Consider the following 22,160-nt stretch of genomic DNA (forward strand, 5'->3'; position numbering starts at 1 on the left):
ATACTGAGCGCTTGAAACCCGGAAAGGAATTCATCATGAAACTGAAAAAAATCTTGCCGCTTGCCCTTGCCGCTGTTCTGGCAGCGAGCGGGTTCGGGCCGGAAAAAGCATTGGCCGATGCTGTCCCGGGGGATGTCGTGGTCACACTGGGTGCGGATCTGACACCCGCGCAGCGTACGTCTATTTTGAACGAGATGAGTGTCGACCCGCAGACGACAAAGATCATAGATGTGACGAATAATGAAGAACACCAGTACTTGGATAAATATCTTTCACCGTCCCAGATCGGAACAAGGGCGATCAGCTCGTCGAAGATCACGCTTGGCCAGCCAGGTTCCGGACTGACGGCAAGTACAAATAACATCACATACGTGACAAAAGACATGTATATCAATGCACTAGCTACTGCCGGAGTCAAAGACGCGAATGTCTATGTGACGGCCCCTTTTCCTGTATCGGGAACAGCCGCACTGACCGGCTTGATCAAGGCGTATGAGACGTCAACGGGAAAAGTCATACCGGAGGCGAATAAGCAAGTAGCTAATGAAGAAGTCGTGACGACCGCCCAGCTGGGCAGTCAGCCTGGGATCGGAAAAGACAAGGCAACACAGCTTGTGACGGCGATCAAAGACAACATCGCAAAAAATGCGCCGAAGTCGCGGGCGGACATTGAAAAAATCGTTCGCGATTCCGCTCAGCAGGTCAATGTGAATCTGAGCGATGCCGATGTACAGAAGCTTGTTGATCTTTTTGACAAGATGAGGAGCTTGAATATTAACTGGAATCAGGTCGGCAGCCAGATGCAGCAGCTGAAGGATCAAATCGGCCGAATGGCCAATTCGAGCCAGGCGAAGGGTTTCATGGCTCAGGTGCTCAGCGCCATCGGAAATTTTTTCAACGCGATATTCAACGCTCTGACTTCCCTTTTTAAGTAAAAGCTTTGTTAAATTGGGCCGTTGACTTTTGAATCCGCACTTTTTTTAACAAATAAGAGAAAAATTTGTTTCAGGCGGCCGGCGTGAGGTCGCTTTTTTTGAACTGGTTTGCGAATATATAGATATAGCTGAAAAAGCTGACAAAGAGGCAGAGTTCAGAGAAACAAAGTTCGGGACTCCCGAAGCCGGGACGAGCGGTATAACCGGATGTTTCGAACGATTTACATACATTTGCCGGACAGGTTCATTTTGCCGGAGCCCCTTCTCTAAAGAAAGAGTAACAATCTGGAGGATCGCTGATGAGCACGCTTATGCACCTTTTAAACAATTATGGCTACTTGTGTTTGTTTTTTTCGCTTTTCATTGAAATGCTCGCGCTGCCGGTCCCTAATGAACTGCTGATGAGTTATGTGGGCTATCTGGCTTATCAGGGCAAGTTGAACTGGGGTGTTGCCGTCCTTTTCGGAACGCTCGGCTGTATCGCCGGAGTGACCGTGACCTATTGGCTGGGCCGGCGGCTGGGTGCACCGTTTTTTTATAAGTACGGGCGCTACATCCATCTCCGGAAGGAAGGACTGGATAAATTTTCTCAAGTATTCGACCGGTACGGGAAAAGTCTTCTGCTCTTTTCAAGCTTTATTCCGGGCGTACGCCATGTCATTGGCTATATGTCCGGAATAACGAAAGTATCTTTCCGTTCGTATGCCATATTTTCCTACTTGGGTTATCTTATTTGGGTCCTGACGTTTATCATCCTTGGCAAGCTTCTCGGTCCGAGATATGAGCTGATTGCAACAGCATTCAAAAAATATTTCATCATACTGATCGCTGCCCTGTCTGTCCTTGTTATTCTTTATTACGTGATCCGGTACAATCGGAAATCCATCAAGCACTGGACGATTGTCGCCTATAGGAGCCTTTTTACCAACTTTCAATCGCGGTTAAGGCTGAAGCTGCTTATTATGGGAGCCGCAATCGTTTTTGCCGTGCTGAATTCCGTAATGTTCGGATTAACGGACGATTTTTTCCATCAGAAGTCGGTCATGTTTAACCAGAACTGGATCATGATTTTTTCGGCTGCCGTTTCACCGGGATGGTATGCTTTTTTTGAAAAAACATTATTTCTTTCAAACATAGCGGCGATGATTGTGACCGGCATTCTGACCTGCGCTCTGATTCTGCTGCTCGGGAAACAGAAAAAACTCGAAATACAGATGTTCTTTTTTATGACGGTGGGCGGCGTGCTGTTTGTCACCTATTTGCCTCAGCTTATTGGCAAGCTGATCGGTTCAGTGACATCGAGCGGCCTTCAGTTTGAACCGGACAGCCAGCTGATTATGGCCCTCGTTCTGTACGGTTATTTTATTTATTTGATTACAAGGTATTTGAAGAGGTATTGGGCTAAAATCGCAGCCAATCTGCTCGGATTCTGTCTTCTGATCGCGGCGGGGCTTGGTCCGCTTTATATGCAGTATCAGCTCCCGAGTGATCTGATGACCGATTATATTTTATCGGGAATCTGGGTGAGCTTTATGATCATGTGCCTTGAATTCTGGAGGCTGATTCTGATTACTGACAGGCTCTCACACACTGAATGGGAACAGCGGACCCAGGAAAGGTGAAAAACGGAGATGCCGGGCATAGGCATGGCTGGGCATGAAAGAAAAAACGCAAGGGGACAATCGCACACCTTGCGTTTCTTATGCAAACTGAATGGAACTGGCTGCTGATAAAAATTGGGCAATGGCGTTTGCCGCGTTCTCGGCAGACTTTCTTTGCTCCATGCTGTAAGGTTTCATATTGTTGCGCATGATATCCAGTGTCAGCGGATTGCTGAGAAGATCATTCAAGTGCTCAACAAGATCCGAGTGATTGTTGGTGGCTACTGAAATGCCCGACGACAGCAAAAACTGAGTATTGTCCGCTTCCTGTCCGCCGAGAGGCCTGTATATGATCATTGGAAGTTCGGACGCGATAGCTTCGGAAATGGTTAGTCCGCCGGGTTTCGTAATCAACAGATCGGCTATGGCCATCCACTCATTCATGTTGTGCACGAAGCCTTCCACCTGAATATCATGTTTTGCTGTCCGGCTGAATTGAGTAAATTGCTGAAAAATTTTTCGGTTCTGACCGCAGATAATCACAATCCGGACATCCGGCTCCATTTTGTCCAATTGTCTGAGAATCGGAAGGAAATGGCCGAATATACCGCCGCCGCCGCCCATCAAGAGCAGCACTTTCTGATGATAAGGAATATGATACTTTTCTTTTAATTCGTTCTTGTTTTGCAGCACGGAAAACTTCGGATGAATCGGGATGCCGGTTATCATGATTTTTCTCGGATCAACTTTCATGTCAACCAGCATTTGCTTGACTTCACGAGAGGCGACGAGATAACCGTCCGTATGCTGGTTCACCCAGGTGCTGTGAACGGAATAGTCGGTGATCACGGTCAGAAAGGGAACGGACGTAAACCATTCTGCCTGTTTGATAAGCGACATCATAACCGATGCGATAGGAAAAGTGCTGACAATCAGATCCGGATGCTCTTCTTCTAGGGCTGAAATCAGCCGATAGATACCGAACCGATTCATTTTCTTGATCAGAGAAGACGCTATATTATTTTTTTGTGTTTTTTTATAGATGTAATGGTAAAGCGAAGGAAAATGAGTTACCCCGGATAGAAACGTGCGCTTTTCCAATGAATCAAGTTTTGGAGTCGCTAAGGAAGTCACATCCAATATGCGCGTACTGAATTGGGATGTATTTAAATCCAAGGCTTTTGCCAGTGCATGAGCCGCCCGCTTATGACCGGCCCCATATGATCCAGTTAAAATGATCACTTTTGCAATAGCCATGATCTAACACCTCGTCAGTTTAAAGTTCCTGTTATTATATCCAACCTGTGAGCCGTTCAGTTTCAAGAATTCACGAAAAGAAAACGTTGTATAAAACGTGAAAATCCAATACTTCAATTATTCGTGCATTGACTTGGCTATGTGACTTTTTAATGACTCAGGCGAAGGACGGGGCCGCTTGCCGGGCCTCTGAATCAAACATATGCAGCCTTCCAAAGGCAAACGGCCGCTTCAGGATCATAGTTTCATCCTGCTGTATTCGCGGCACTAACCGGAAGACTCGGGAACGTATTCAGAACACGAGCGTTCTGCCGCATGTATCAATATACCCTTTGGAACGGACTGGTGCAAGCTTGCCGCGGAAGAGGCTCTGAAGAACATTATAAAACTTCTATTTTGAAATAAAAATGGAACAAATAGATTCAGAGAAACGATTCGTACAATCCGAGAGAAGCATCTCCCTGACATGTTCGGTAAACGCAGTGCACCACTTACAGTATAAAGCAAACCATCAAAGCTTGTCTGCATCTTTTTCATACCCCGATGACGTTTTAAGAATAGCAGAGAATACGATCCTTTAATTTTCTCCGTAAATTCGGCGACAGGCCCGGCTGCGCCGCCCTTCTTTCAATTTTTTCCGGTGGTAATATCTTTAATATTTCATCGTAAACGGTTTTCCTATATAATAACTTTTGAGATAAACCGTGATTAAATCGGTGCAGAATAGAAAACAGCCGTGAAGACATGCATCATGCCGGTCGACTGCTCTCCTGTATGGACAGCGGCGACAGCCCGGTGAAAATAATGATTCTTCAACCACTGACGGGTTCAGAAAAAAATACAAATAAAAACGGCGGGGCAGCCATATGCATAAGAACAGGCTGACCGTTGTCCCATGCCGGTTTCTCACTTGCCTCGCGGCTGATTGAGACATGACTGATTTCTTTCATAAAAAAGAGGCGATGGCTGATGGATCGTTTGATACAGACAGCTTGGACAGTTTTTCTTATACTTTTGATTATGTTTGCTCTATATAGTATTATCCCGACCCTATCGATGCGCTCGTTTTTTTTCAGAGGTTCTGCCAGAAAAAAAAACAGCCGCGGAAAGGAAATGGTTTGCCTGACGTTTGACGATGGTCCGGATGCCCGGTACACGGCACAGCTGCTTGACGTTCTGAAAAAAAATCAAGTGCGGGCAACTTTTTTCGTCGTGGGAGAAAGGGCGCTGAAAAACCCTGTTCTGGTTAAAAGAATGAAGAGTGAGGGACATTTAATCGGCATTCATCACTACAGTCATCTCAGCAACTGGTTCCTTACGCCGAACGGGACAAGAAAACAATGCAGGCGTGCTGCGGATGCCGTTGCATCGATTACCGGAGACCGGCCGGTTTACTACCGCCCGCCGTGGGGCCATATCAACCTGTTTCTGCCTTTCACATCGGGAGGTCTGCGGGTCGTTTTGTGGTCGGCCATTCTTGGCGACTGGCGCGAGGCTCTTGGGAAGGAACGCCTGAAAAAAAGAATTCTGAAACATATGCGCGACGGTGCGGTGATCTGTCTGCACGATAATGGCGAGAATCCCGGCGCGGACCGCGATGCACCGACAAATACGATTGCGGCTTTGAAAGAGATTCTTCCGGACGCCCGGCATCGGTATGATTTTGTGACGGTCGACGAGTTGTATGAGCGGGAGCATGCCAACCGGAGAAACAAGAAACTTTCTTAAGAGGCAGCCGAATTCGCCGGAAGTTTTAGGCAAATTATAAAATTCGGATCAAAGAGGTGTTCTGATGTCCAGTAAGAAAAAAGAGTTCCTAAAAGCGGACAAAGATCTTGAAAGCGGAAATAGAAAGAGACGTATCGTTGTCTTCAGTTCGGTGATTGTGATTGTGCTTATCGCCGCAGTCATCGTCATGATCTATCAGGGTCAGCTGGCACGTGAAGAGAAACCTCAGAAGAAGCAGGCGACTCATCGTACGGAACAGGCGACTGGCATCAATTACAATGGACAGCCCTTCATAGGAAGCACCAATGCTCCGGTCAAAGTCGTCGAATTCGCGGATTATCGATGCCCTTACTGCAAACAGTTCGAAGATAACGTCGTACCGCAGCTTGAAAAGAACTACATTGAAACGAATAAAGTCAGTCTTTACTATATCAATTATACGATTCTTGGGCCGGGCTCCTTGCTTGCGGCCAATGCCGCGGAAGAAGTTTTCCGCCAGAATCCGAAAGCCTTCTGGGCCTTTCACGATGCCCTGTTCAAGGCGCAGGGTGACGAAAAAACCGAATGGGTGACCAAGCAGCTGCTGACCGACATTGCAAAACAGACCGTTCCGTCTCTTGACCTGAAGGCATTTCAGAACGCTCTGGACACAGCATCGAATAAAAATGCGGTTGCAAGGGATAATCAAATGGCCGAGGAACTCGGTGTCCCCGGGACGCCGACTGTTTTTGTAAACGGCACGATGATCGATGGGGCACAGGATTACGCTGTTTTAAAACAGGCAATTGATCAGGCGCTGAATAAAAAATGATCGACACTTGATGACCGGTTATGAAGAGATGGATGTCCTGTCATCTGATTGTAAAGTATGCGATCCTGCCTATTGTCATATTAGTAAAAGAGACTATGAACGATAGGGGGAGACATTCATGTATTATGGGAACGCAATGGCGAAAAGCGTGGCCGTTGCCGCAACATTCACCTCTTCTTTCTTACTGCTGCCTCAGTATGCCGCTGCACATTTAATCAGTGACGACGGTTTGATCCATAAGGGAATGCAAAGCGAGGACGTTAAAACCGTCCAGACGATTTTGAAAGCAACGGGGGATTACCCGCTGAGGCCGACCGGCTATTTCGGCAGTGTGACAGAAAAATCCGTAAAACAATTTCAGGTGAGGAACGGATTGACCGCAGACGGATTGGTTGGGGAACAGACGAAACAGGCGCTCGCTGCTCTGATTCACAAAAACATCGGCCTTCTTGCCAAAGGATCGCAAGGAGAGTATGTCAAAAGTCTTCAGCAATATCTGGACCGGTTCGGCTTCTACAGCGGATCGATCGACGGTTACTTCGGGTCGATTACCGAGCAGGCGGTCGTTACATTGCAGAGGAACACGAACATTGAGGTCGACGGCATCGTCGGGCCTCAGACATGGGGAAGCATAGAGAAGCTGGATGAAGAGCGGTACACGGCTGAAAGCGAAAGCCTGCCCCGGCGGCAGGTGCAACAGCATCAGGTTCCTTCAGTACGTACCGTTGTCCAAGGCGCAGCTTCAGCCCCCGACGCAAAACCAGTCACAGCGGTAAAAGAATTTTATGCAAACAGCACGGCTTACACGGCGAGTTGTTCCGGATGCTCGGGAATAACGGCAACGGGCATCAACCTTATGAACAATCCGAACGCAAAGGTTGTTGCCGTCGACCCTTCTGTCGTACCTCTTGGCACCAAGTTATATGTAGAGGGTTACGGCTACGCGGTGGCCGGAGATACAGGCGGAGCAATCAAGGGACTGAGAATCGACGTTTTTTTCAACAGCAATACTGAAGCGCTGCAATGGGGAAGACGCACCGTGAAGGTTCAGGTGCTTCAATAATTCAGCCGGGAGGGCGCAAGCATAAAGCACCCTTCAAACATCTAAACTGCACTCTATAGAGCAGACACTTCGAAAGAGTTTGCTCTATAGAGTGTTTTCATACGATTGAGAAGGTATAAAATTTTTAAGGCATATAGTGTAAGCGGCCGAACATAAGCGCCGCGTCCTGTGGCACATTCGGCATTAGTCTCTCGATCAGAGGCCGCGCGTACGATAAGCGAGAGCCCCAATGAACAAATGAATGGTGCATCCCGTAACATCTGTCCTTGAGCGCTTCTGCATTCTGTGCTACCATTTTCTTCAATAATAAAGATCTGAAGCTGAATTCAGTTCCTGAAAGAAGGATAGGGCCATGATCATCCACAATATGATGGAAGACGCGGTTAAAGATATCCTGGAGAAGCAATGGGGAAATTTGTCCATATCGTGCTATTGCTCAGAATGCAAAATGGATGTGCTGGCAATGAGCCTAAACCGGCTGAAACCCCATTATATCAGAAATCGGGCCGGCATGATGTACACCAAGGCGAATCTGATGACCGAGCAATCCAGAGCGACCATACTTACGGCAATTGTTGAGAGTTCGAAAGTCGTTTCCGCCCATCCCTGCCATCGCTGAATAGAACGGCCAGAATCGATAAAAAGAAAAGCCCCGCCGTGCCCTTGCCTAGCGGAGCGCCGATGTTATGTTGAAAAAAGGAGCTGTTCATCCGGAATGAAACGGATGACTTGCGAGTCCTGCGGCATTCAGTCGTTTAAAAGACAACCCGGCCACAACGGGACCAGGTTGTCTTTTACAAATTAGTAAAGTATAAAGAAATTAGGGATGTCCGGTATAAGAAAAACTAAGGCTTAGCCGAGCCTTAGTTTTTCATTATCTGTTTTTGAAAAAGTCGCGGTTAAGCTGAATATATTTCTGCTCGCTCTCGGGAACCTCGTCTTCCGGATAAATAGCTTCGACCGGACAAACAGCCTCACAGGCACCGCAATCGATGCAGACGTCGGGATCGATATACATCTGTTTTTCACCTTCAACGATGCAATCAACCGGGCATGTTTCAATACATTCACCAGCTTTTTCATTCTGACAAGCCGAAGTAATGACAAAAGCCATAAAATAATCTCCCTTCAAAATAAAAAATTGCTGAGCCACTGTCCTAAGTATGACGAAATTCCGGGTGAAATTCAATCATCCGAAGAGAAACTCAGTGATATATTTTTCGTTTCCTGAAACCCGTTTATCGGGTCGGCGCGTTCATGAACAGAACCGGTCCGAGCAAAAATCCCGAGAGAAACCCGGTAAAGTGTCCAAGCACATCGACATTGGGATCAGCAAACGAACTGATCATACCGATGATGATCATGACGATAATGACCATCCGGTCCTGCCGGGAGACCAGATAACCACGGAAAATGGTCAGATAAAGATAGATGCCCAGTAATCCGAACACTGCTGCGCTCGCGCCGTAATGGCTGAAACCTGGCGATTCCAGAAACAGAGCAGCCACGTTGCTAATGATGCCCGTTCCCAGAAATGCGATCAAGAACCGCCATCTTCCGAGCATGGCTTCAAGCGCAGGGGCGAAAATCAGAATTGAAAAAGCATTGAAAAGTATGTGAGAAAAGGTGATGTGCAGAAAAATGGGCGTGATCAGTTCCCACCAGGCCCCTTGCATAATGGCAGCATTTGATCCTACTAAAGATTGGAAAATTTGGTAGGCGAAAAACGGTGCGGTTTTCCACGTCCCTGTAATTAAAAGCATCAGATAAACCGCTATGTCGACCGCCAGAATAAGAGAAGTGACAGGATACTGCTTCAGAAAAAATTTAAACGGTTCGTTTCGGATAAACAAGCCTCGGGCGACCTCCTTAAAAAAATGATCTTCAATTAAGTATAGGGTAAAATAGACCACAAGTGGTAGTGATGTTAGAAAACTTGGCGAAGTCAAACCCTGGCGCAGGCTGAGCCTTAGTTGCGGAGGCCAGGGCGGCCTAATGCCGAACATGCCGCAGGACGCGGCGATCTGTTCGGTCGCTTATACTATAATCCTTTAAAAATTTATACCTTTTTATAGTATAAAGAATACGCCTGCCGGCAAGAGGCAGAGAACCTTGGCCGGACTTTGGCGGAGTGCCGAAGCCGCGTCCAGGTCTCCGGCTGAATCAAAAACGTTTTAAATTGCGGAGGACAGAAATGATTACGGGTATCGGTATCGATGTTACTGAAATAAACCGAATGATGAAACATATTCATGATGAGGCATTTATCAGCCGCATCCTGACCCCGGAGGAACGTAAACAGTATTCTCCTCTCGGGACAAAAAGGAAAGCGGAATTTCTTGCCGGGCGGTTCTCGGCAAAAGAGGCCTACGCGAAAGCGAAGGGAACCGGTCTCGGCGCGAATCTATCATTTCAGGATCTGACTGTTCTCAATAACTCGCTCGGATGCCCGGTTTTAAAAGACAGGACATCTCCTGGCACGGTCATTCATGTCTCAATCACACATACCGGCACCGTGGCCGCCTCGGTGGCAATTATTGAAAGCCAGTCATGCTAGTCTGCATAATAAAGGACTTTGTCTCATATAGTTTACTACGCTGGGAGGGACTATTATGCACGTCGTATCGCGGGAAGAGATGCAGGCCATTGATCGTTATACCATTGAGCAGATCGGACTGGGAGGGCCGCTGCTTATGGAGAATGCAGGGCGGGCGGTTTTTGCGGAGCTCGCCCCTGAACTGAATGCAGGAAAGAAAGTTATGGTCATCATCGGGAAAGGAAACAACGGCGGAGACGGTTTTGTCATTGCCCGGCAGTTGTTAGACAGTCAGGCCTATGAAGAAACATGGCTTCTGGCGGATCCCGAAGAGATAACAGGGGCCGCGGCTTACCATATGAATGCCTACCGGGCCGCCGGAGGGACGATCCAGCGGATTTCAGAAAACGAAGAAGCTTTCACAACCAGCGTCGGGCAGGCGGATCTGATTGTCGATGCACTGCTTGGCACGGGTATTCATGGAGTGCCTTATCCCGGTTATCTTCAAGTGATCGGGATAATCAACCGGTCCGGCGCGAGGGTTGTTTCCGTTGATCTGCCGAGCGGGGTGCCGGCGGATGGGGAACCCTTCGCACATGAGGCTGTTGACGCCGATCTTACTCTGACACTCGAGTGCCCGAAGCTTGCACAGTTTGTCCAGCCGGGCGCACGGCATTTCGGTGAAGTGCGGACACTCCGGATCGGAATTCCCGAATCAGCCTTCAAGAGCCTGGGTATAAGGAGAAAGGTATGGCAGAGAGAAGATATCATGCGAACGTTGCCTAGGCGGGATCCTTTCTCGCATAAAGGATCACACGGGAAGGGGCTTCTGATCGCCGGTTCACAGCAAATGCCAGGAGCGGCCTTCTTTGCGGCTAAAGCGGCACTCCGATCGGGCATCGGGCTGCTTAAGGTCAGTGTTCCCGATCAGGTGCGCCCGATCATCGCCGCGCATCTTCCGGAAACCATGTTTATGCCGCGGACGGCCGCTGATTTTCAGGGATTGTCGGGTCTTGCCGTCGGCCCGGGGCTTGGGCGTGAACCGGAGCAGGCGGCGCTTGTGAGGCGCGTATTGGAATATGAAGAAATACCGTGTGTCATCGATGCGGACGGAATTTATCATTTGAAAAGCATGCTTGACCTGCTCAGGGAGCGCCGCATACCTGCCGTTCTTTCCCCTCATCCCGGGGAGATGGCTCATCTGCTGGATCTGTCCGTCAAGGATGTGGAAGTCAGCCGCTTCAATGTATCAAAGGCTTTTGCGGAAAAGTATCACGTTTATCTTGTGTTAAAAGGAAAAAACACGATCATTACGGCGCCCGACGGCGAACAGGCTGTGAATGTGACCGGAAATGCGGCACTGGCGAAGGGAGGATCCGGAGATGTTCTGACTGGCATTCTCTTTGCCTTCCTCCTTCAGCACCGGCGGATGATGGATGCGGTCTGCAACGCCGTTTATCTTCATGGCGCGGTTGCCGATGATCTGGTGCGAAGCGGCCATTCCATGCTGGACGTTCTGGCATCGGATCTGATTGATCGGATTCCTCCCGTTCTTCATCATCTCTACCGTGACGCGATGCGCTAGTATAGAATCCCTCCTTTGTCACCGAATAGAGGCAAAGGGGTTGGATACAAATGAAAAGATGGTCGGCTGCACTGCTTGCCCTGGTCCTGATCATTTCCATTTTATCGGGTTGCGGGGCGAAGTCGGAAAAAGATGTTGTTCAGGGTCTCAGCAAAAAGATAGAGGATATCAACAGTTATCAGACCGACGCGACGATGACTTTCCAGCATAATGGAAAAAAACAAACGTACCAGGCGAATATTTCTTTTCAAAAACCTTATTATTACAGAGTGGCGCTAAGTGACGGCAATAAAGGAAACAATCAGATGATCTTGCGCAATTCGGACGGCGTATTTGTGCTCACACCCGAGCTGAACAAGAGCTACCGGTTCGAGAGTAACTGGCCGAATAACCGCAGCCAGGCCTATCTCTATCATTCCCTGGCTAAAGATATACTGAATGATCCCAATCCGGGTTTCACGGCAAAAGAGAATCAGTATATATTTGATACCAAAACCAATTACAACACGGCCCAGCTTTCCAATCAGCAGATCGCCCTGAACAAAGATCTGACTCCGGTGAACGTTCGGATCCTGGACAAAGATCAGAATGTTATTGTGACGGTGGTATTCAAAAATTTCAAAGTGAATCCGTCTCTTGATAAGAGTATTTTCGACGTTAACAAAAACATGACGGCGGCAAGAATTGGAAAGACACAGGCAGCTTCCTCGGCTGCGGAAACGTTCAAGGTGCAATATCCGACGGCCAAAATTTCCGGAACAACACTTTCATCAATGACACCTGAGACGACGGAGGCAGGAGAGAAGTACGTACTCAAATACGGCGGACAAAAGCCCTTCACATTAATTGAGTCGAAGAGTTCGGCGGCGGTGTCCAGTGTACCGATGCTCGCGAGCGGCGATCCGGCAAACCTTGGATTTTCAATCGGATCGGTGAACAACAATACACTCACCTGGTCTTACAGCGGCACGGATTACTTTCTTGCTTCCGATAAACTGACACAGGATGAATTGATTACCGTCGCACAGTCGACGAACGGAATTGTCGTGAAATGAATCAGTTAAATCAGCTAGATGCTTCTGCCGTCTCCGGCGGGAGCTCTTTTTTTGTCTGAAAAAAGCAGGCGGACGGATTGTAAATCATCTTTCGTTTTCCGCCGAGAAGTGATTAAATAGATAAGGAATCGGTGCCGCGCGCAAGGTTCGATCAAAAAAATATATTCACATGTTTCATTCAGGTTGTATTTCCAGATTATATAAAAGGCTGGGGACGGAAAATGGAGACGTCTTTTTTTAGAGAGACATGGGCTGACATTGATTTGGACGCGATTGCGGACAATGTCGCAAGCATGAAAAAAAGAATTCCCGAGGATACAGCGCTTATGGCGGTGGTCAAGGCGAACGCCTACGGCCACGGAGCTGTTCACGCAGCTGAAACGGCCCTCGAAAACGGTGCGGAATGGCTGGCGGTGGCACTGCTGGATGAAGCGCTTGCGCTTCGGAAACATGGAATCGAAGCACCTGTGCTTGTCCTTTCTCCGATTCGGCCGGAAGATGCAGAAATGGCGGCGAAGTACCACATTTCGCTGACCGTTTTTCAGAAAGAATGGGTGAAAGAAGCCGCGCAAGCCTATCACTCCGGCGAACCGGTGTTTCTGCATATCGCCTGCGACACCGGCATGGGGCGGATCGGCGTCCGCACCAGGGAAGAGGCCGCTGCGCTGGCCGGGGAAATTGGAAAAGACAGGCGGTTTGTTACCGAAGGGCTGTTCACCCACTTTGCGACAGCGGATCAGGATGATGAAAATTATTTCAATGAGCAGTACCGCCGTTTTGAAACGATGATCGACTGGTTCTCGGATCTGGGCATCCATCCCCCGGTCATTCACTGCGGCAACAGTGCCGCGACACTGAAATACCCTACAGAAAAGCGTCATCTTTTTAATATGGTGCGTTACGGCATAGCCATGTATGGGCTTTCTCCTTCACCGGAAATGGCGAAAAAGCTTCCCTTTGAATTGAAACGGGCGCTTTCTCTGCACAGTTGTCTGACCAATGTCAAAAAGGTGAAGGCCGGATCGGCGATCGGCTACGGAGCGACGTACCGCGCCAAGACCGATGAGTGGATCGGAACTGTGCCGATCGGCTATGCCGACGGATGGCTGAGAGCCCTGTCAGGTTCGGATATTCTGGTCGGCGGCCTCAGGTGCCCGATTGTCGGCCGGATCTGTATGGATCAGCTGATGTGCCGCCTGCCCGACGCTTTTCCTGTCGGAACAAAAGTCACGCTGATCGGGAAAGACGGCGCCGATGAGATCACCGCTGATCAGCTTGCCGAAAAACTGCGGACGATCAATTACGAAATCACGTGCATGATCCATCCCCGTGTTCCGAGGGTCTTCTGGAAAAACGGGAAACGAATCGGCACCGTCAACCCTGTACTTGACGATTGCCTGAGACGTGCAGCGGAATAAAAACTGTAAAACATGATCCGGTATGACAATGGGAGGGTATCGAAGGCTGCAGCCAGCGGTTTGAATACTTTTCCACAAAATAGTTAAATTTTATAAAAAACAGGGACAAAAACACTCGATTTTTGCCGGAAATTGCTTTGCAAAACTATTTTGAGAATGTTAAGATAAAACCTAGAAAAGAAAAGAGACTTTCTAACTAAAGTGGTGGGGGTACAGGCATGTCCGAATCGAAATTGAAACAAATCATGCTCAGTTTGCCGCAGCATTTGCTAAATGAAATAGACGGAATCGCAAGCCAGGATAAAGTGAACCGCAGTGAATTTCTCCATCGCGCCATTAGAATGTATTTACGTGAACGAAACAAAGGCCATGTCCGTGAAATCATGCGTCAGGGCTATATGGAAATGGCCAAAATTAACCTGAACATCGCTTCTGAGGCATTTCTTGCTGAAGAGGAGGCAGAGATTACTCTGGAACGCCTAGTTAGCGGGGTGTGAAGGAGTGATTGTTAAGCGCGGCGATGTATACTTTGCGGATCTTTCTCCTGTCGTCGGGTCTGAGCAGGGCGGGGTTCGCCCAGTGCTCATCATCCAAAACGACATAGGCAATCGTTTTAGCCCGACGGTCGTTGTCGCGGCGATTACCGCCCAGATTCAAAAGGCAAAACTTCCGACTCATGTGGAGATTGATGCAAAGCGATATGGTTTCGACCGTGACTCCGTCATTTTATTGGAACAGATCAGAACCATTGACAAACAGCGGCTGACGGATAAAATCGCTCATCTTGATGAAGAGATGATGGGGCGGGTTAACAAAGCCATACAAATCAGTCTCAGTCTGGTCGATTTCTAGACTTTTTATGGGCAATGTACCTATGACAAACGGATAGAGAGAGGCATTTTTCTGGAAAGAGGGAAAAATGCCTCTTTTTATATTTTTCTGTTATTTTATCGGTTAAAAGTTTGCCTTGCTTGTGCCGGCATGAAATAATAATGGGTAGGATGTCTTAAAAAAATGGGTCCTTGCTGTGAGGACGCCTAAGAATAATCGCAAACTGCAGCTCGGTATTCGATCGGGAACGATGGGAGGAGCGGGAGATGATGGATTATAATGAGCGCCTGATCATGTATAAAATCATGCTGACTCACTACATCACGCAGCGAAAAGAGACCATACTTCAAAGAGGGCAGAAACTGAGCCGGAAAATGATAGAAAATGGTGTGACGCCGGACGACGTGGTCGGCGCGCATATCGATGTGGTAAGCCGGATGTTTGTGAATGTCGATGAAAGAATTACGGCTTCGCTTGAATTTCTGATGGAAGTGATGGCCGGCTTCGGGGCCGACTATCGTGAATACCAGAGCCTCAAAAACCGTCAGAAACAGTTGGACACGGAAATCGACATTGCGGCTGATGTCCAAAAAGCGCTTCTGGAAGGGACGGTTCCTGAATGCCACTTCGCGGATATCGGCGTTGTCAGCGAACCGGCCAAGAAAATGAGTGGGGACTATTATCAGTTCGTTAAGGGCGAAAGCGGTTCTCTAGGCGTGGCTGTGGCTGATATTGTCGGGAAAGGGATTCCTGCAGCCATGTGTATGTCGATGATTAAATATGCGATGGACAGTCTGTCCGAAAACCGCCAGGGTCCGCCTGTTGTTCTGGCCAGTTTGAACCGTGTGGTGGAGCGGAATGTGGATCCAAGCATGTTTATCACGATGTTTTACGGTGTCTATAATCCCACGGGCCGTACTTTCTCATTTTCATCGGCGGGGCACGAACCCGGTTTTTATTACACAGCGGCTTGTGATCAATTTGATGATCTGGAAGCACGGGGCCTCGCGCTCGGGCTCTCCCCCAAAACAAGATACAGAGAATATTCGAGGCACGTGTCGCCGGGGGACATGATTATCCTGCTGACGGACGGGGTGACAGAGAGCCGGATTGACCGCGAATTTGTCGGGCGGGAAAGATTGATCGGACTGATTCGGAAATACATGAGTCTGCCTGCGCGGGAACTGGTTGAAAAGGTTTTTTATGAACTTGAGAAGATGCAGGACTTTGAATTGCATGATGATTTTACATTCATTGCCATGAAATTCTGAGTTTGCGGTTCGAAAGAAGCGGGTATTATCATTAAGGCATTACCGAAATCAGGAGGTTGACAATGAACATTAACGTTGAGCGGCAGAAAATGGCGGACAGGCTTTTTCTCGTTGCTGTTGAGGGAGAAATTGACGTCTACACGGCGCCGGTCCTGAAAAAGGAACTGCTTCCACTGACAGAGATAAGCGGCACCGGCGTTACGCTTGATTTAAGCAGGACTGTCTATATCGACAGCACGGCTCTCGGCGTCATCATTGCAGCGCTTAAATCTGCCGCACGCAACCGCTGCCGTTTCTCAGTTGTCGGGATGTCGCCGCGCGTGGAACGTCTTTTTACTATTACAGGACTAATGGAAATTTTACGACGGGAAAAAATTGCTGAGGGGGATAATTAATTAATGGACAAAACAGTGGATGTCATCAAACTGACGATTCCCGCGAAACCGGAGTATGTCAGTATTGCCAGACTGGCCAGCTCCGGGGCGGCGTGCAGAATGGGCTACTCTTTTGATGATATCGAGGATATTAAAATCGCCGTTTCGGAGGCTTGTACAAACGCGGTCAGCCATGCGTATAAACATCAAAGTCTGGGAAGTATACAGATCATGATTGAATGCCGGAAACATTCACTGAGTATAACGGTCATAGATACCGGGACCAGCTTCAATCTTCAAAAAGTGCTTGGAGAGCTCAAACCCCTTGACACTTCCCTTTCTTTAAGTCAAGTGAGCGAAGGAGGGCTGGGGCTTTTCCTGATCGACTCGCTGATGGACGAAGTGACCATCAGCGGTGAGCGCGGTGTGGTTGTCAAGATGATCAAGTTTCTCAAAAGAGACGGGGTGGAGCGTAGTGCCGACAAAGTCTCAACAGCAACAGATTGAGATCCAGCAGATCATATTAGCCTACCAGAAAGATCCTGATAATGAATCTCTCCAGACCAGGTTGATCAGTCATTATGAGAATCTGGTCGGAGCGCTCTCAAACAGGTTTGCAAGAGACAGAAATGTACGGGAAGATCTGTTTCAGGTAGGGATGATCGGCCTGGTTTCCGCACTGAAACGATTTGATCCGTCCTATGACCGCAGTTTCGAATCATTTGCCGTTCCGACAATCATTGGCGAAATTAAGCGGTACATCAGGGACAAGACGTGGAGCGTCCATGTGCCGAGGCGCATCAAGGAACTTGGACCAAAGATTAAACGGGTCGCAGAAGAGCTGACAAACGATTTGCAGCGTTCGCCAACGGTAGAGGAAATTGCCGAGGCGGTCGGTGAAAGTGAAGAAAGCATTCTGGAAGCGATGGAGATGACCCGCAGCTACAACGCCCTTTCGGTGGATTCGCAGATTGAATCCGATTCCGAAGGGGGAACGGTCACGCTCCTTGATATCGTGGGAAGTCAGGATAAAGGCTTCGAAAAGGTAAACAAGAAAATGATCCTTGAAAAAGCGTTTCAGGTTTTAACGGAACGTGAAAAAGAAATATTGGTCTGCACATACTTTGATAATTTAAGCCAGAAGGAAACCGGAGAAAGGCTCGGAATTTCCCAGATGCATGTGTCGCGTCTTCAGAGAAGAGCTTTGCGGAAACTCAGAGAAACTTTTCCCCATGAAGACTCCGATAAATTAACCGAATTATGAAAATTTTAAAACGCATATGAACGTCGGATATTGCTGAGCATCCGATTTCCTTGTCGGGTAACAGATGGAGTTTGAAAGCTTGCCGTCCTAGCCGCAAGCGGAATTGAATCGGCGAACGGCAAACTGAACGATCCTTTACTTGCCCATTGGCGGGCCTTCTTGAAAGGACTATTTTTTTTGCCCTTTTTATTAAAATGAAAAGGTGAAGCCGAGATGCGCGTGTTTCTGCTATGATAGATGAAAGAGGGGGACACAAAATGGACGGTATCTATTTACATATCGCAAAAGATCTGGGGATTGCTGCGAAACAGGCTGAACAGGTGATCCGCCTTCTGGAAGACGACAACACGATTCCTTTCATTGCCCGTTACAGGAAAGAAATGACCGGCGGGCTTGACGAGGTTCAGATAGAGCAGATTCAAAGTGCCTACGTTTATAGCCGGCAGCTGCAGAAGCGGAAAGAAGAGGTAATCGCTCGGATTGAAGAGCTGGGCAAACTGGATGAAAGCCTGAAACGGAAAATAAATCATGCAGCAAAACTGCGCGACGTCGAAGACTTGTATTTGCCTTACCGGCAAAAACGGAGAACAAGGGCGGCCATTGCGAGGGACAAAGGGCTCGAACCGTTTGCCGACTGGCTGATGGGGCTCCCTGAGACACCTGTCGAAGAGGAGGCGGCGCGGTTTGTATCTGAGGAAAAAGAGCTTTATACCATTGACGATGTCATCCGGGGCGCCCGGGATATTGTGGCGGAACGGCTGGCCGACAGCGCTGATCTGCGGGCACTGGCTCGGCGGGAAACATTCGACCGGGGCGTGATTCAGGTGCGGGCTGGGAAGAATAAGGACCGGGACGAGAAGAAAGTGTACGAGATGTATTACGAGTACAGGGAGCAGGCGAAAAAAATAGTGCCGCACCGTATTCTGGCGATCAATCGCGGAGAGAAGGAAGGAGTTCTGAAAGTGGCGGTCGAGGCGCCTGAAGACAGAATTGTGCCGGCCGTCAGGCGCACCCTTATCAGGGGGAAGAGAACAGCCGCAGGAGATATTCTTCATGCCTGTTCCGAGGATGCTTACAAGAGGCTGATCGCGCCTGCCGTAGAACGGGAACTTCGCCAGGAGCTGACCGAAAAGGCGGAAAAACAGGCCATTCATATTTTTTCAGAAAATCTCCGCGGACTGCTTCTTCAGCCGCCGATAAGGGAAAAGACGGTGCTCGGCATCGATCCGGCTTACAGGACCGGCTGCAAACTCGCTATCGTCGATCCGACCGGCAAGGTACTCGACATATCGCTTATTTATCCGACGCCTCCCAGATCCGAGATCGAATCCGCGCGCAGAACGGTGCTGTCACTGATTGAAAAATATCACGTAGACATGATTGCTATCGGTAACGGTACGGCATCCCGTGAAACCGAAGCGTTTATCGCAGGAACTTTAAAAGAGGTTCAGAACAGAACGGTCTACTACGTGATTGTCAATGAGGCGGGGGCAAGTGTATACTCCGCTTCTGCGGCGGCAAGAGAAGAATTCCCCGAACTGCACGTTGAAGAAAGAAGCGCCATCTCAATCGCAAGACGCCTTCAGGATCCTCTTGCCGAACTGGTTAAGGTCGACCCTAAATCCGTGGGTGTCGGCGAATATCAGCACGACGTGTCCCAAAAAGAACTGAATGAATCGCTCGGATTCGTTGTTGAAACGGCTGTGAACAGGGTTGGCGTCAATGTGAACACGGCGTCCCCGGAACTGCTGCAGTACGTGGCGGGGCTGTCGAAAACGGTTGCCGCCAATCTGGTCGCGGAACGCAGTAAAAGAGGCAAGTTTGGCAGCCGGGAAGAGCTGAAGGAAGTGCCACGCCTTGGAATCCGTGCTTTCGAACAGTGCGCAGGTTTTTTAAGAATAAGCGGCGGCGAGCCGCTCGACAATACGCCAATACATCCGGAAAGCTACACCGGGGTCAGAAAACTTTTGAATAAAATTGGCTGCCGGATGGAGGAGATCGGTTCGGACGGTTTAAGAAACAGGCTTGAGGCTCTGGACATTCCGCAAACGGCTGCTGAACTTGCGATCGGGGAACCGACACTTGAAGATATGATTGAAGCCTTGATCCGGCCGGGACGAGATCCGCGCGATGATGTCAAAAAACCCCTTTTGAAGACAGACGTACTGGAATTGAAGGATCTGCGGGAGGGCATGAGACTTGAAGGGACGGTTCGCAACGTTGTGGATTTCGGCGCGTTTGTTGACATCGGTGTTAAACAGGATGGCCTTGTTCACATCTCGAGGCTTTCCGAACACTTTGTCAGGCATCCGCTTGACGTCGTCAGCGTCGGACAGATTGTCACGGTCTGGGTCGACAGCATTGATCTTGAAAAAGGACGCGCTTCTTTAACAATGATCGCGCCGCAGAAGAAGATGTAAGTGTCCTTCACGTTATCTCATGCAGCGGGGAGACGGCGCTGGGGTGTATGCGGAACTCGATCAACAATTTTTGGGAAAGGAAGGACAAAATGACTGACGAAGAACTGCAAGATCTTGTGCAGCGCGTTTCGATTGAAAGTTTCCATCTCCCGTTCCGCCATCGCGCAGTGTTTAATCCGCGGCTGAGAACGACGGGCGGGCGCTATCTTTTAGGCAGCCATTGTTTGGAATTCAATGTGTATCAATTGCAGCATTTCGGGATGGAAGATTTTGTGAAAATCATTAAGCACGAACTTTGCCATTATCATCTTCATTTGTGCGGAGGCGGTTATAGACACAGGGACTCCGATTTTCGAAAACTGCTCCGGCAGGTCGGCGGATCCAGATTTTGCGGCACTATCCCAGGCATGAGCAATTCCTCGGCTCTGCAGTATGTCTATCGATGCAGAAAATGCGGGACATCGTTTATCCGAAGACGGCGCCTTGATACAAGACGGTATGTCTGTGCTTCGTGCGGCGGAAAGATTCAATTAATGAAACGGGAACACAGGATTGAAAGAAATGATAAAGAAAAATAAAAAAGGGGTTGACGCAGTATTTGTTTTTATGTTAAATTAGTAAAGTCGTCAAAAGGACGAGGGATATGATTGATACTGTTAGAGCTTGGTTGACAAGCTGGTATCAGTAGTGTAAAATTCCTGTGACTTTGTAGGAAAGGCCACTTATTCCACAGTAGCTCAGTGGTAGAGCAATCGGCTGTTAACCGATCGGTCGTAGGTTCGAACCCTACCTGTGGAGCCATGGAGAAGTACCCAAGCCGGCTGAAGGGGCTCCCCTGCTAAGGGAGTAGACGGTGTAAATCGTGCGAGGGTTCGAATCCCTCCTTCTCCGCCATTTTTTCTTTTTTTACTGTGGCCCGTTCGTCAAGCGGTTAAGACACCACCCTTTCACGGTGGGTTCGTGGGTTCGAATCCCGCACGGGTCACCATTGATGATAGCTTGATTTAATAATGCGGACCCGTGGTGCAGTGGTTAACATGCCTGCCTGTCACGCAGGAGATCGTCGGTTCAAGTCCGATCGGGTCCGCCATATATTTGACGGATTTTGAAACTTAAAAACGAATAGTGTTTTACATAGGTTTTTTGGCCCATAGCCAAGCGGTAAGGCAGCGGTTTTTGGTACCGTCATGCGCTGGTTCGAATCCAGCTGGGCCAGCCACATGAGCCACTAGCTCAGGGGTAGAGCATCTGACTTTTAATCAGAGGGTCGAAGGTTCAAATCCTTCGTGGCTCATTTTCAGCGGGTGTGGCGGAATTGGCAGACGCGCTAGATTTAGGATCTAGTGTTTTGCAACGTGGGGGTTCGAGTCCCTTCACCCGCACCATATTCATTATTATGCGGTCGTGGCGGAATGGCAGACGCGCTAGCTTGAGGGGCTAGTGGAGGCAACTTCGTGGAGGTTCGAGTCCTCTCGACCGCACCATTTTTATTTATTATGCGCCCTTAGCTCAATTGGATAGAGCGTCTGACTACGGATCAGAAGGCTGGGGATTCGAGTTCTCTAGGGCGCACCATATCGGGAAGTGGCTCAGCTTGGTAGAGCATCTGGTTTGGGACCAGAGGGTCGCAGGTTCAAATCCTGTCTTCCCGACCATTATCGTCGCGCGGGTGTAGTTTAGTGGTAAAACAAGAGCCTTCCAAGCTCTGGTCGTGGGTTCGATTCCCATCACCCGCTCCATTATAATTTTACTTTAATTATAAATGGGCCTGTAGCTCAGCTGGTTAGAGCGCACGCCTGATAAGCGTGAGGTCGGTGGTTCAAGTCCACTCAGGCCCACCATTTATCTTCAAATGGAATGTTCCTTGAAAACTGAACAAAAGCCAAGCGTGATTGAAAAAGGGTAAACCCTTGAATCAATTCAAATAGCTATGGATTCAAACGCGTATAAAAGATTGATACGGATAGAAATTATCCGGTAAGCACTACTTTTTGGAGAGTTTGATCCTGGC

At 48.8% G+C, this 22,160-nt stretch carries 21 protein-coding genes and 12 tRNA genes; 30 read left to right on the top strand and 3 right to left on the bottom strand.

All coding sequences use genetic code 11. The annotated features are described in order from the left end of the window. The first annotated feature begins 41 nt into the window (after positions 1 to 41). Positions 42 to 935, top strand: coding sequence for a DUF1002 domain-containing protein (locus IEX81_RS08155; RefSeq protein WP_188802621.1), 894 nt, complete (start codon positions 42 to 44; stop codon positions 933 to 935). Between the two features lie 299 nt (positions 936 to 1,234). Continuing rightward, positions 1,235 to 2,557 (top strand): VTT domain-containing protein, encoded by a 1,323-nt coding sequence (locus IEX81_RS08160; RefSeq protein WP_188802586.1) that lies wholly within the window; start codon positions 1,235 to 1,237, stop codon positions 2,555 to 2,557. 78 nt (positions 2,558 to 2,635) lie between these two features. Here the strand turns inward: IEX81_RS08160 and IEX81_RS08165 are convergent, their stop codons facing one another. Further along, positions 2,636 to 3,793, bottom strand: coding sequence for an MGDG synthase family glycosyltransferase (locus IEX81_RS08165; RefSeq protein WP_188802587.1), 1,158 nt, complete (start codon positions 3,791 to 3,793; stop codon positions 2,636 to 2,638). A 969-nt stretch (positions 3,794 to 4,762) separates the two neighbouring features. Between IEX81_RS08165 and IEX81_RS08170 the strand changes: the two genes are divergently transcribed. The 4 genes from IEX81_RS08170 (at position 4,763) to IEX81_RS08185 (ending at position 8,014) form a co-directional block, all read left to right on the top strand. After that, a complete protein-coding gene (locus IEX81_RS08170) occupies positions 4,763 to 5,521 on the top strand; it encodes a polysaccharide deacetylase family protein (RefSeq protein ID WP_188802588.1) in 759 nt (252 codons plus the stop codon). A gap of 64 nt (positions 5,522 to 5,585) precedes the next feature. Continuing rightward, the gene (locus IEX81_RS08175) at positions 5,586 to 6,332 is read left to right on the top strand and encodes a DsbA family protein (protein ID WP_188802589.1); all 747 of its coding nucleotides are present in this window, start codon (positions 5,586 to 5,588) and stop codon (positions 6,330 to 6,332) included. A 118-nt stretch (positions 6,333 to 6,450) separates the two neighbouring features. Next, the gene (locus IEX81_RS08180) at positions 6,451 to 7,395 is read left to right on the top strand and encodes a peptidoglycan-binding protein (RefSeq protein ID WP_188802590.1); all 945 of its coding nucleotides are present in this window, start codon (positions 6,451 to 6,453) and stop codon (positions 7,393 to 7,395) included. A 352-nt stretch (positions 7,396 to 7,747) separates the two neighbouring features. Next, positions 7,748 to 8,014: a late competence development ComFB family protein gene (locus IEX81_RS08185; protein ID WP_188802591.1), complete on the top strand. Its 267-nt coding sequence runs from the start codon at positions 7,748 to 7,750 to the stop codon at positions 8,012 to 8,014. Between the two features lie 255 nt (positions 8,015 to 8,269). Here IEX81_RS08185 and IEX81_RS08190 read toward each other — a convergent pair whose 3' ends face one another. Then, on the bottom strand, positions 8,270 to 8,509 hold the full coding sequence (locus IEX81_RS08190) for a ferredoxin family protein (RefSeq protein WP_188802592.1): 240 nt from the start codon (positions 8,507 to 8,509) through the stop codon (positions 8,270 to 8,272). 124 nt (positions 8,510 to 8,633) lie between these two features. Next, entirely contained in the window at positions 8,634 to 9,248 is a 615-nt protein-coding gene (locus IEX81_RS08195; RefSeq protein ID WP_188802593.1) for a rhomboid family intramembrane serine protease, read from the bottom strand. A gap of 341 nt (positions 9,249 to 9,589) precedes the next feature. Here IEX81_RS08195 and acpS point away from each other — a divergent pair, with 341 nt between their 5' ends. The 24 genes from acpS to IEX81_RS08315 all read left to right on the top strand — a co-directional run bounded on the left by acpS (position 9,590) and on the right by IEX81_RS08315 (position 21,990). Further along, entirely contained in the window at positions 9,590 to 9,952 is a 363-nt protein-coding gene (acpS, locus tag IEX81_RS08200; RefSeq protein WP_188802594.1) for a holo-ACP synthase, read from the top strand. A 55-nt stretch (positions 9,953 to 10,007) separates the two neighbouring features. Continuing rightward, positions 10,008 to 11,516 carry an NAD(P)H-hydrate dehydratase gene (locus IEX81_RS08205; protein WP_188802595.1) on the top strand — a complete coding sequence of 503 codons (1,509 nt, stop codon included), beginning with the start codon at positions 10,008 to 10,010 and terminating at the stop codon, positions 11,514 to 11,516. A 50-nt stretch (positions 11,517 to 11,566) separates the two neighbouring features. Further along, positions 11,567 to 12,571, top strand: coding sequence for a LolA family protein (locus IEX81_RS08210; protein ID WP_188802596.1), 1,005 nt, complete (start codon positions 11,567 to 11,569; stop codon positions 12,569 to 12,571). A gap of 221 nt (positions 12,572 to 12,792) precedes the next feature. Next, the gene (alr, locus tag IEX81_RS08215; RefSeq protein WP_188802597.1) at positions 12,793 to 13,989 is read left to right on the top strand and encodes an alanine racemase; all 1,197 of its coding nucleotides are present in this window, start codon (positions 12,793 to 12,795) and stop codon (positions 13,987 to 13,989) included. 218 nt (positions 13,990 to 14,207) lie between these two features. Next, entirely contained in the window at positions 14,208 to 14,486 is a 279-nt protein-coding gene (locus IEX81_RS08220) for a CopG family ribbon-helix-helix protein (protein WP_188802598.1), read from the top strand. Between the two features lie 4 nt (positions 14,487 to 14,490). Beyond that, entirely contained in the window at positions 14,491 to 14,841 is a 351-nt protein-coding gene (locus IEX81_RS08225) for a type II toxin-antitoxin system PemK/MazF family toxin (protein ID WP_188802599.1), read from the top strand. A 248-nt stretch (positions 14,842 to 15,089) separates the two neighbouring features. Next, positions 15,090 to 16,091: a SpoIIE family protein phosphatase gene (locus IEX81_RS08230; RefSeq protein ID WP_188802622.1), complete on the top strand. Its 1,002-nt coding sequence runs from the start codon at positions 15,090 to 15,092 to the stop codon at positions 16,089 to 16,091. Between the two features lie 62 nt (positions 16,092 to 16,153). Next, positions 16,154 to 16,486 (top strand): STAS domain-containing protein, encoded by a 333-nt coding sequence (locus tag IEX81_RS08235; protein ID WP_188802600.1) that lies wholly within the window; start codon positions 16,154 to 16,156, stop codon positions 16,484 to 16,486. A gap of 3 nt (positions 16,487 to 16,489) precedes the next feature. Next, positions 16,490 to 16,972, top strand: coding sequence for an anti-sigma B factor RsbW (gene rsbW, locus IEX81_RS08240; protein ID WP_188802601.1), 483 nt, complete (start codon positions 16,490 to 16,492; stop codon positions 16,970 to 16,972). Further along, complete coding sequence (gene sigB / locus IEX81_RS08245) at positions 16,941 to 17,729, top strand: RNA polymerase sigma factor SigB (RefSeq protein WP_188802602.1); 789 nt, start codon at positions 16,941 to 16,943, stop codon at positions 17,727 to 17,729. The genes rsbW and sigB overlap by 32 nt, the downstream gene beginning before the upstream one ends. Before the next feature lie 257 nt (positions 17,730 to 17,986). Beyond that, positions 17,987 to 20,149 (top strand): Tex family protein, encoded by a 2,163-nt coding sequence (locus IEX81_RS08250; protein WP_188802603.1) that lies wholly within the window; start codon positions 17,987 to 17,989, stop codon positions 20,147 to 20,149. Between the two features lie 89 nt (positions 20,150 to 20,238). Next, positions 20,239 to 20,727 carry a SprT family protein gene (locus tag IEX81_RS08255; protein ID WP_188802604.1) on the top strand — a complete coding sequence of 163 codons (489 nt, stop codon included), beginning with the start codon at positions 20,239 to 20,241 and terminating at the stop codon, positions 20,725 to 20,727. A gap of 148 nt (positions 20,728 to 20,875) precedes the next feature. Continuing rightward, positions 20,876 to 20,950: transfer RNA gene (locus tag IEX81_RS08260), tRNA-Asn, on the top strand. Between the two features lies 1 nt (position 20,951). Continuing rightward, positions 20,952 to 21,043 (top strand) — tRNA-Ser (locus tag IEX81_RS08265). A 19-nt stretch (positions 21,044 to 21,062) separates the two neighbouring features. Continuing rightward, positions 21,063 to 21,137: transfer RNA gene (locus IEX81_RS08270), tRNA-Glu, on the top strand. 26 nt (positions 21,138 to 21,163) lie between these two features. Then, positions 21,164 to 21,239, top strand: a tRNA-Asp gene (locus IEX81_RS08275). A gap of 54 nt (positions 21,240 to 21,293) precedes the next feature. Next, positions 21,294 to 21,368, top strand: a tRNA-Gln gene (locus IEX81_RS08280). Between the two features lie 3 nt (positions 21,369 to 21,371). Further along, a tRNA-Lys gene (locus IEX81_RS08285) sits at positions 21,372 to 21,443 on the top strand. A 6-nt stretch (positions 21,444 to 21,449) separates the two neighbouring features. Beyond that, positions 21,450 to 21,534, top strand: a tRNA-Leu gene (locus IEX81_RS08290). Between the two features lie 13 nt (positions 21,535 to 21,547). Next, positions 21,548 to 21,633, top strand: a tRNA-Leu gene (locus IEX81_RS08295). A gap of 14 nt (positions 21,634 to 21,647) precedes the next feature. After that, positions 21,648 to 21,724, top strand: a tRNA-Arg gene (locus tag IEX81_RS08300). Positions 21,725 to 21,727: 3 nt separating this feature from the next. Further along, positions 21,728 to 21,804 (top strand) — tRNA-Pro (locus IEX81_RS08305). A 10-nt stretch (positions 21,805 to 21,814) separates the two neighbouring features. Then, a tRNA-Gly gene (locus IEX81_RS08310) sits at positions 21,815 to 21,888 on the top strand. A 25-nt stretch (positions 21,889 to 21,913) separates the two neighbouring features. After that, a tRNA-Ile gene (locus IEX81_RS08315) sits at positions 21,914 to 21,990 on the top strand. Positions 21,991 to 22,160 lie beyond the last annotated feature (170 nt).

It is taken from the genome of Sporolactobacillus putidus (assembly GCF_014647035.1).
Taxonomy (GTDB): Bacteria; Bacillota; Bacilli; order Bacillales; family Sporolactobacillaceae; genus Sporolactobacillus; species Sporolactobacillus putidus.

Excerpts from the sequence above, each read along its gene's own strand:
- IEX81_RS08160 (WP_188802586.1), top strand. The coding sequence starts at position 1,235 with ATGAGCACGCTTATGCACCTTTTAAACAATTATGGCTACTTGTGTTTG.
- IEX81_RS08165 (WP_188802587.1), bottom strand. The coding sequence starts at position 3,793 with ATGGCTATTGCAAAAGTGATCATTTTAACTGGATCATATGGGGCCGGT.
- IEX81_RS08170 (WP_188802588.1), top strand. The coding sequence starts at position 4,763 with ATGGATCGTTTGATACAGACAGCTTGGACAGTTTTTCTTATACTTTTG.
- IEX81_RS08175 (WP_188802589.1), top strand. The coding sequence starts at position 5,586 with ATGTCCAGTAAGAAAAAAGAGTTCCTAAAAGCGGACAAAGATCTTGAA.
- IEX81_RS08180 (WP_188802590.1), top strand. The coding sequence starts at position 6,451 with ATGTATTATGGGAACGCAATGGCGAAAAGCGTGGCCGTTGCCGCAACA.
- IEX81_RS08185 (WP_188802591.1), top strand. The coding sequence starts at position 7,748 with ATGATCATCCACAATATGATGGAAGACGCGGTTAAAGATATCCTGGAG.
- IEX81_RS08190 (WP_188802592.1), bottom strand. The coding sequence starts at position 8,509 with ATGGCTTTTGTCATTACTTCGGCTTGTCAGAATGAAAAAGCTGGTGAA.
- acpS (WP_188802594.1), top strand. The coding sequence starts at position 9,590 with ATGATTACGGGTATCGGTATCGATGTTACTGAAATAAACCGAATGATG.
- IEX81_RS08205 (WP_188802595.1), top strand. The coding sequence starts at position 10,008 with ATGCACGTCGTATCGCGGGAAGAGATGCAGGCCATTGATCGTTATACC.
- IEX81_RS08210 (WP_188802596.1), top strand. The coding sequence starts at position 11,567 with ATGAAAAGATGGTCGGCTGCACTGCTTGCCCTGGTCCTGATCATTTCC.
- alr (WP_188802597.1), top strand. The coding sequence starts at position 12,793 with ATGGAGACGTCTTTTTTTAGAGAGACATGGGCTGACATTGATTTGGAC.
- IEX81_RS08220 (WP_188802598.1), top strand. The coding sequence starts at position 14,208 with ATGTCCGAATCGAAATTGAAACAAATCATGCTCAGTTTGCCGCAGCAT.
- IEX81_RS08230 (WP_188802622.1), top strand. The coding sequence starts at position 15,090 with ATGGATTATAATGAGCGCCTGATCATGTATAAAATCATGCTGACTCAC.
- IEX81_RS08235 (WP_188802600.1), top strand. The coding sequence starts at position 16,154 with ATGAACATTAACGTTGAGCGGCAGAAAATGGCGGACAGGCTTTTTCTC.
- rsbW (WP_188802601.1), top strand. The coding sequence starts at position 16,490 with ATGGACAAAACAGTGGATGTCATCAAACTGACGATTCCCGCGAAACCG.
- IEX81_RS08250 (WP_188802603.1), top strand. The coding sequence starts at position 17,987 with ATGGACGGTATCTATTTACATATCGCAAAAGATCTGGGGATTGCTGCG.
- IEX81_RS08255 (WP_188802604.1), top strand. The coding sequence starts at position 20,239 with ATGACTGACGAAGAACTGCAAGATCTTGTGCAGCGCGTTTCGATTGAA.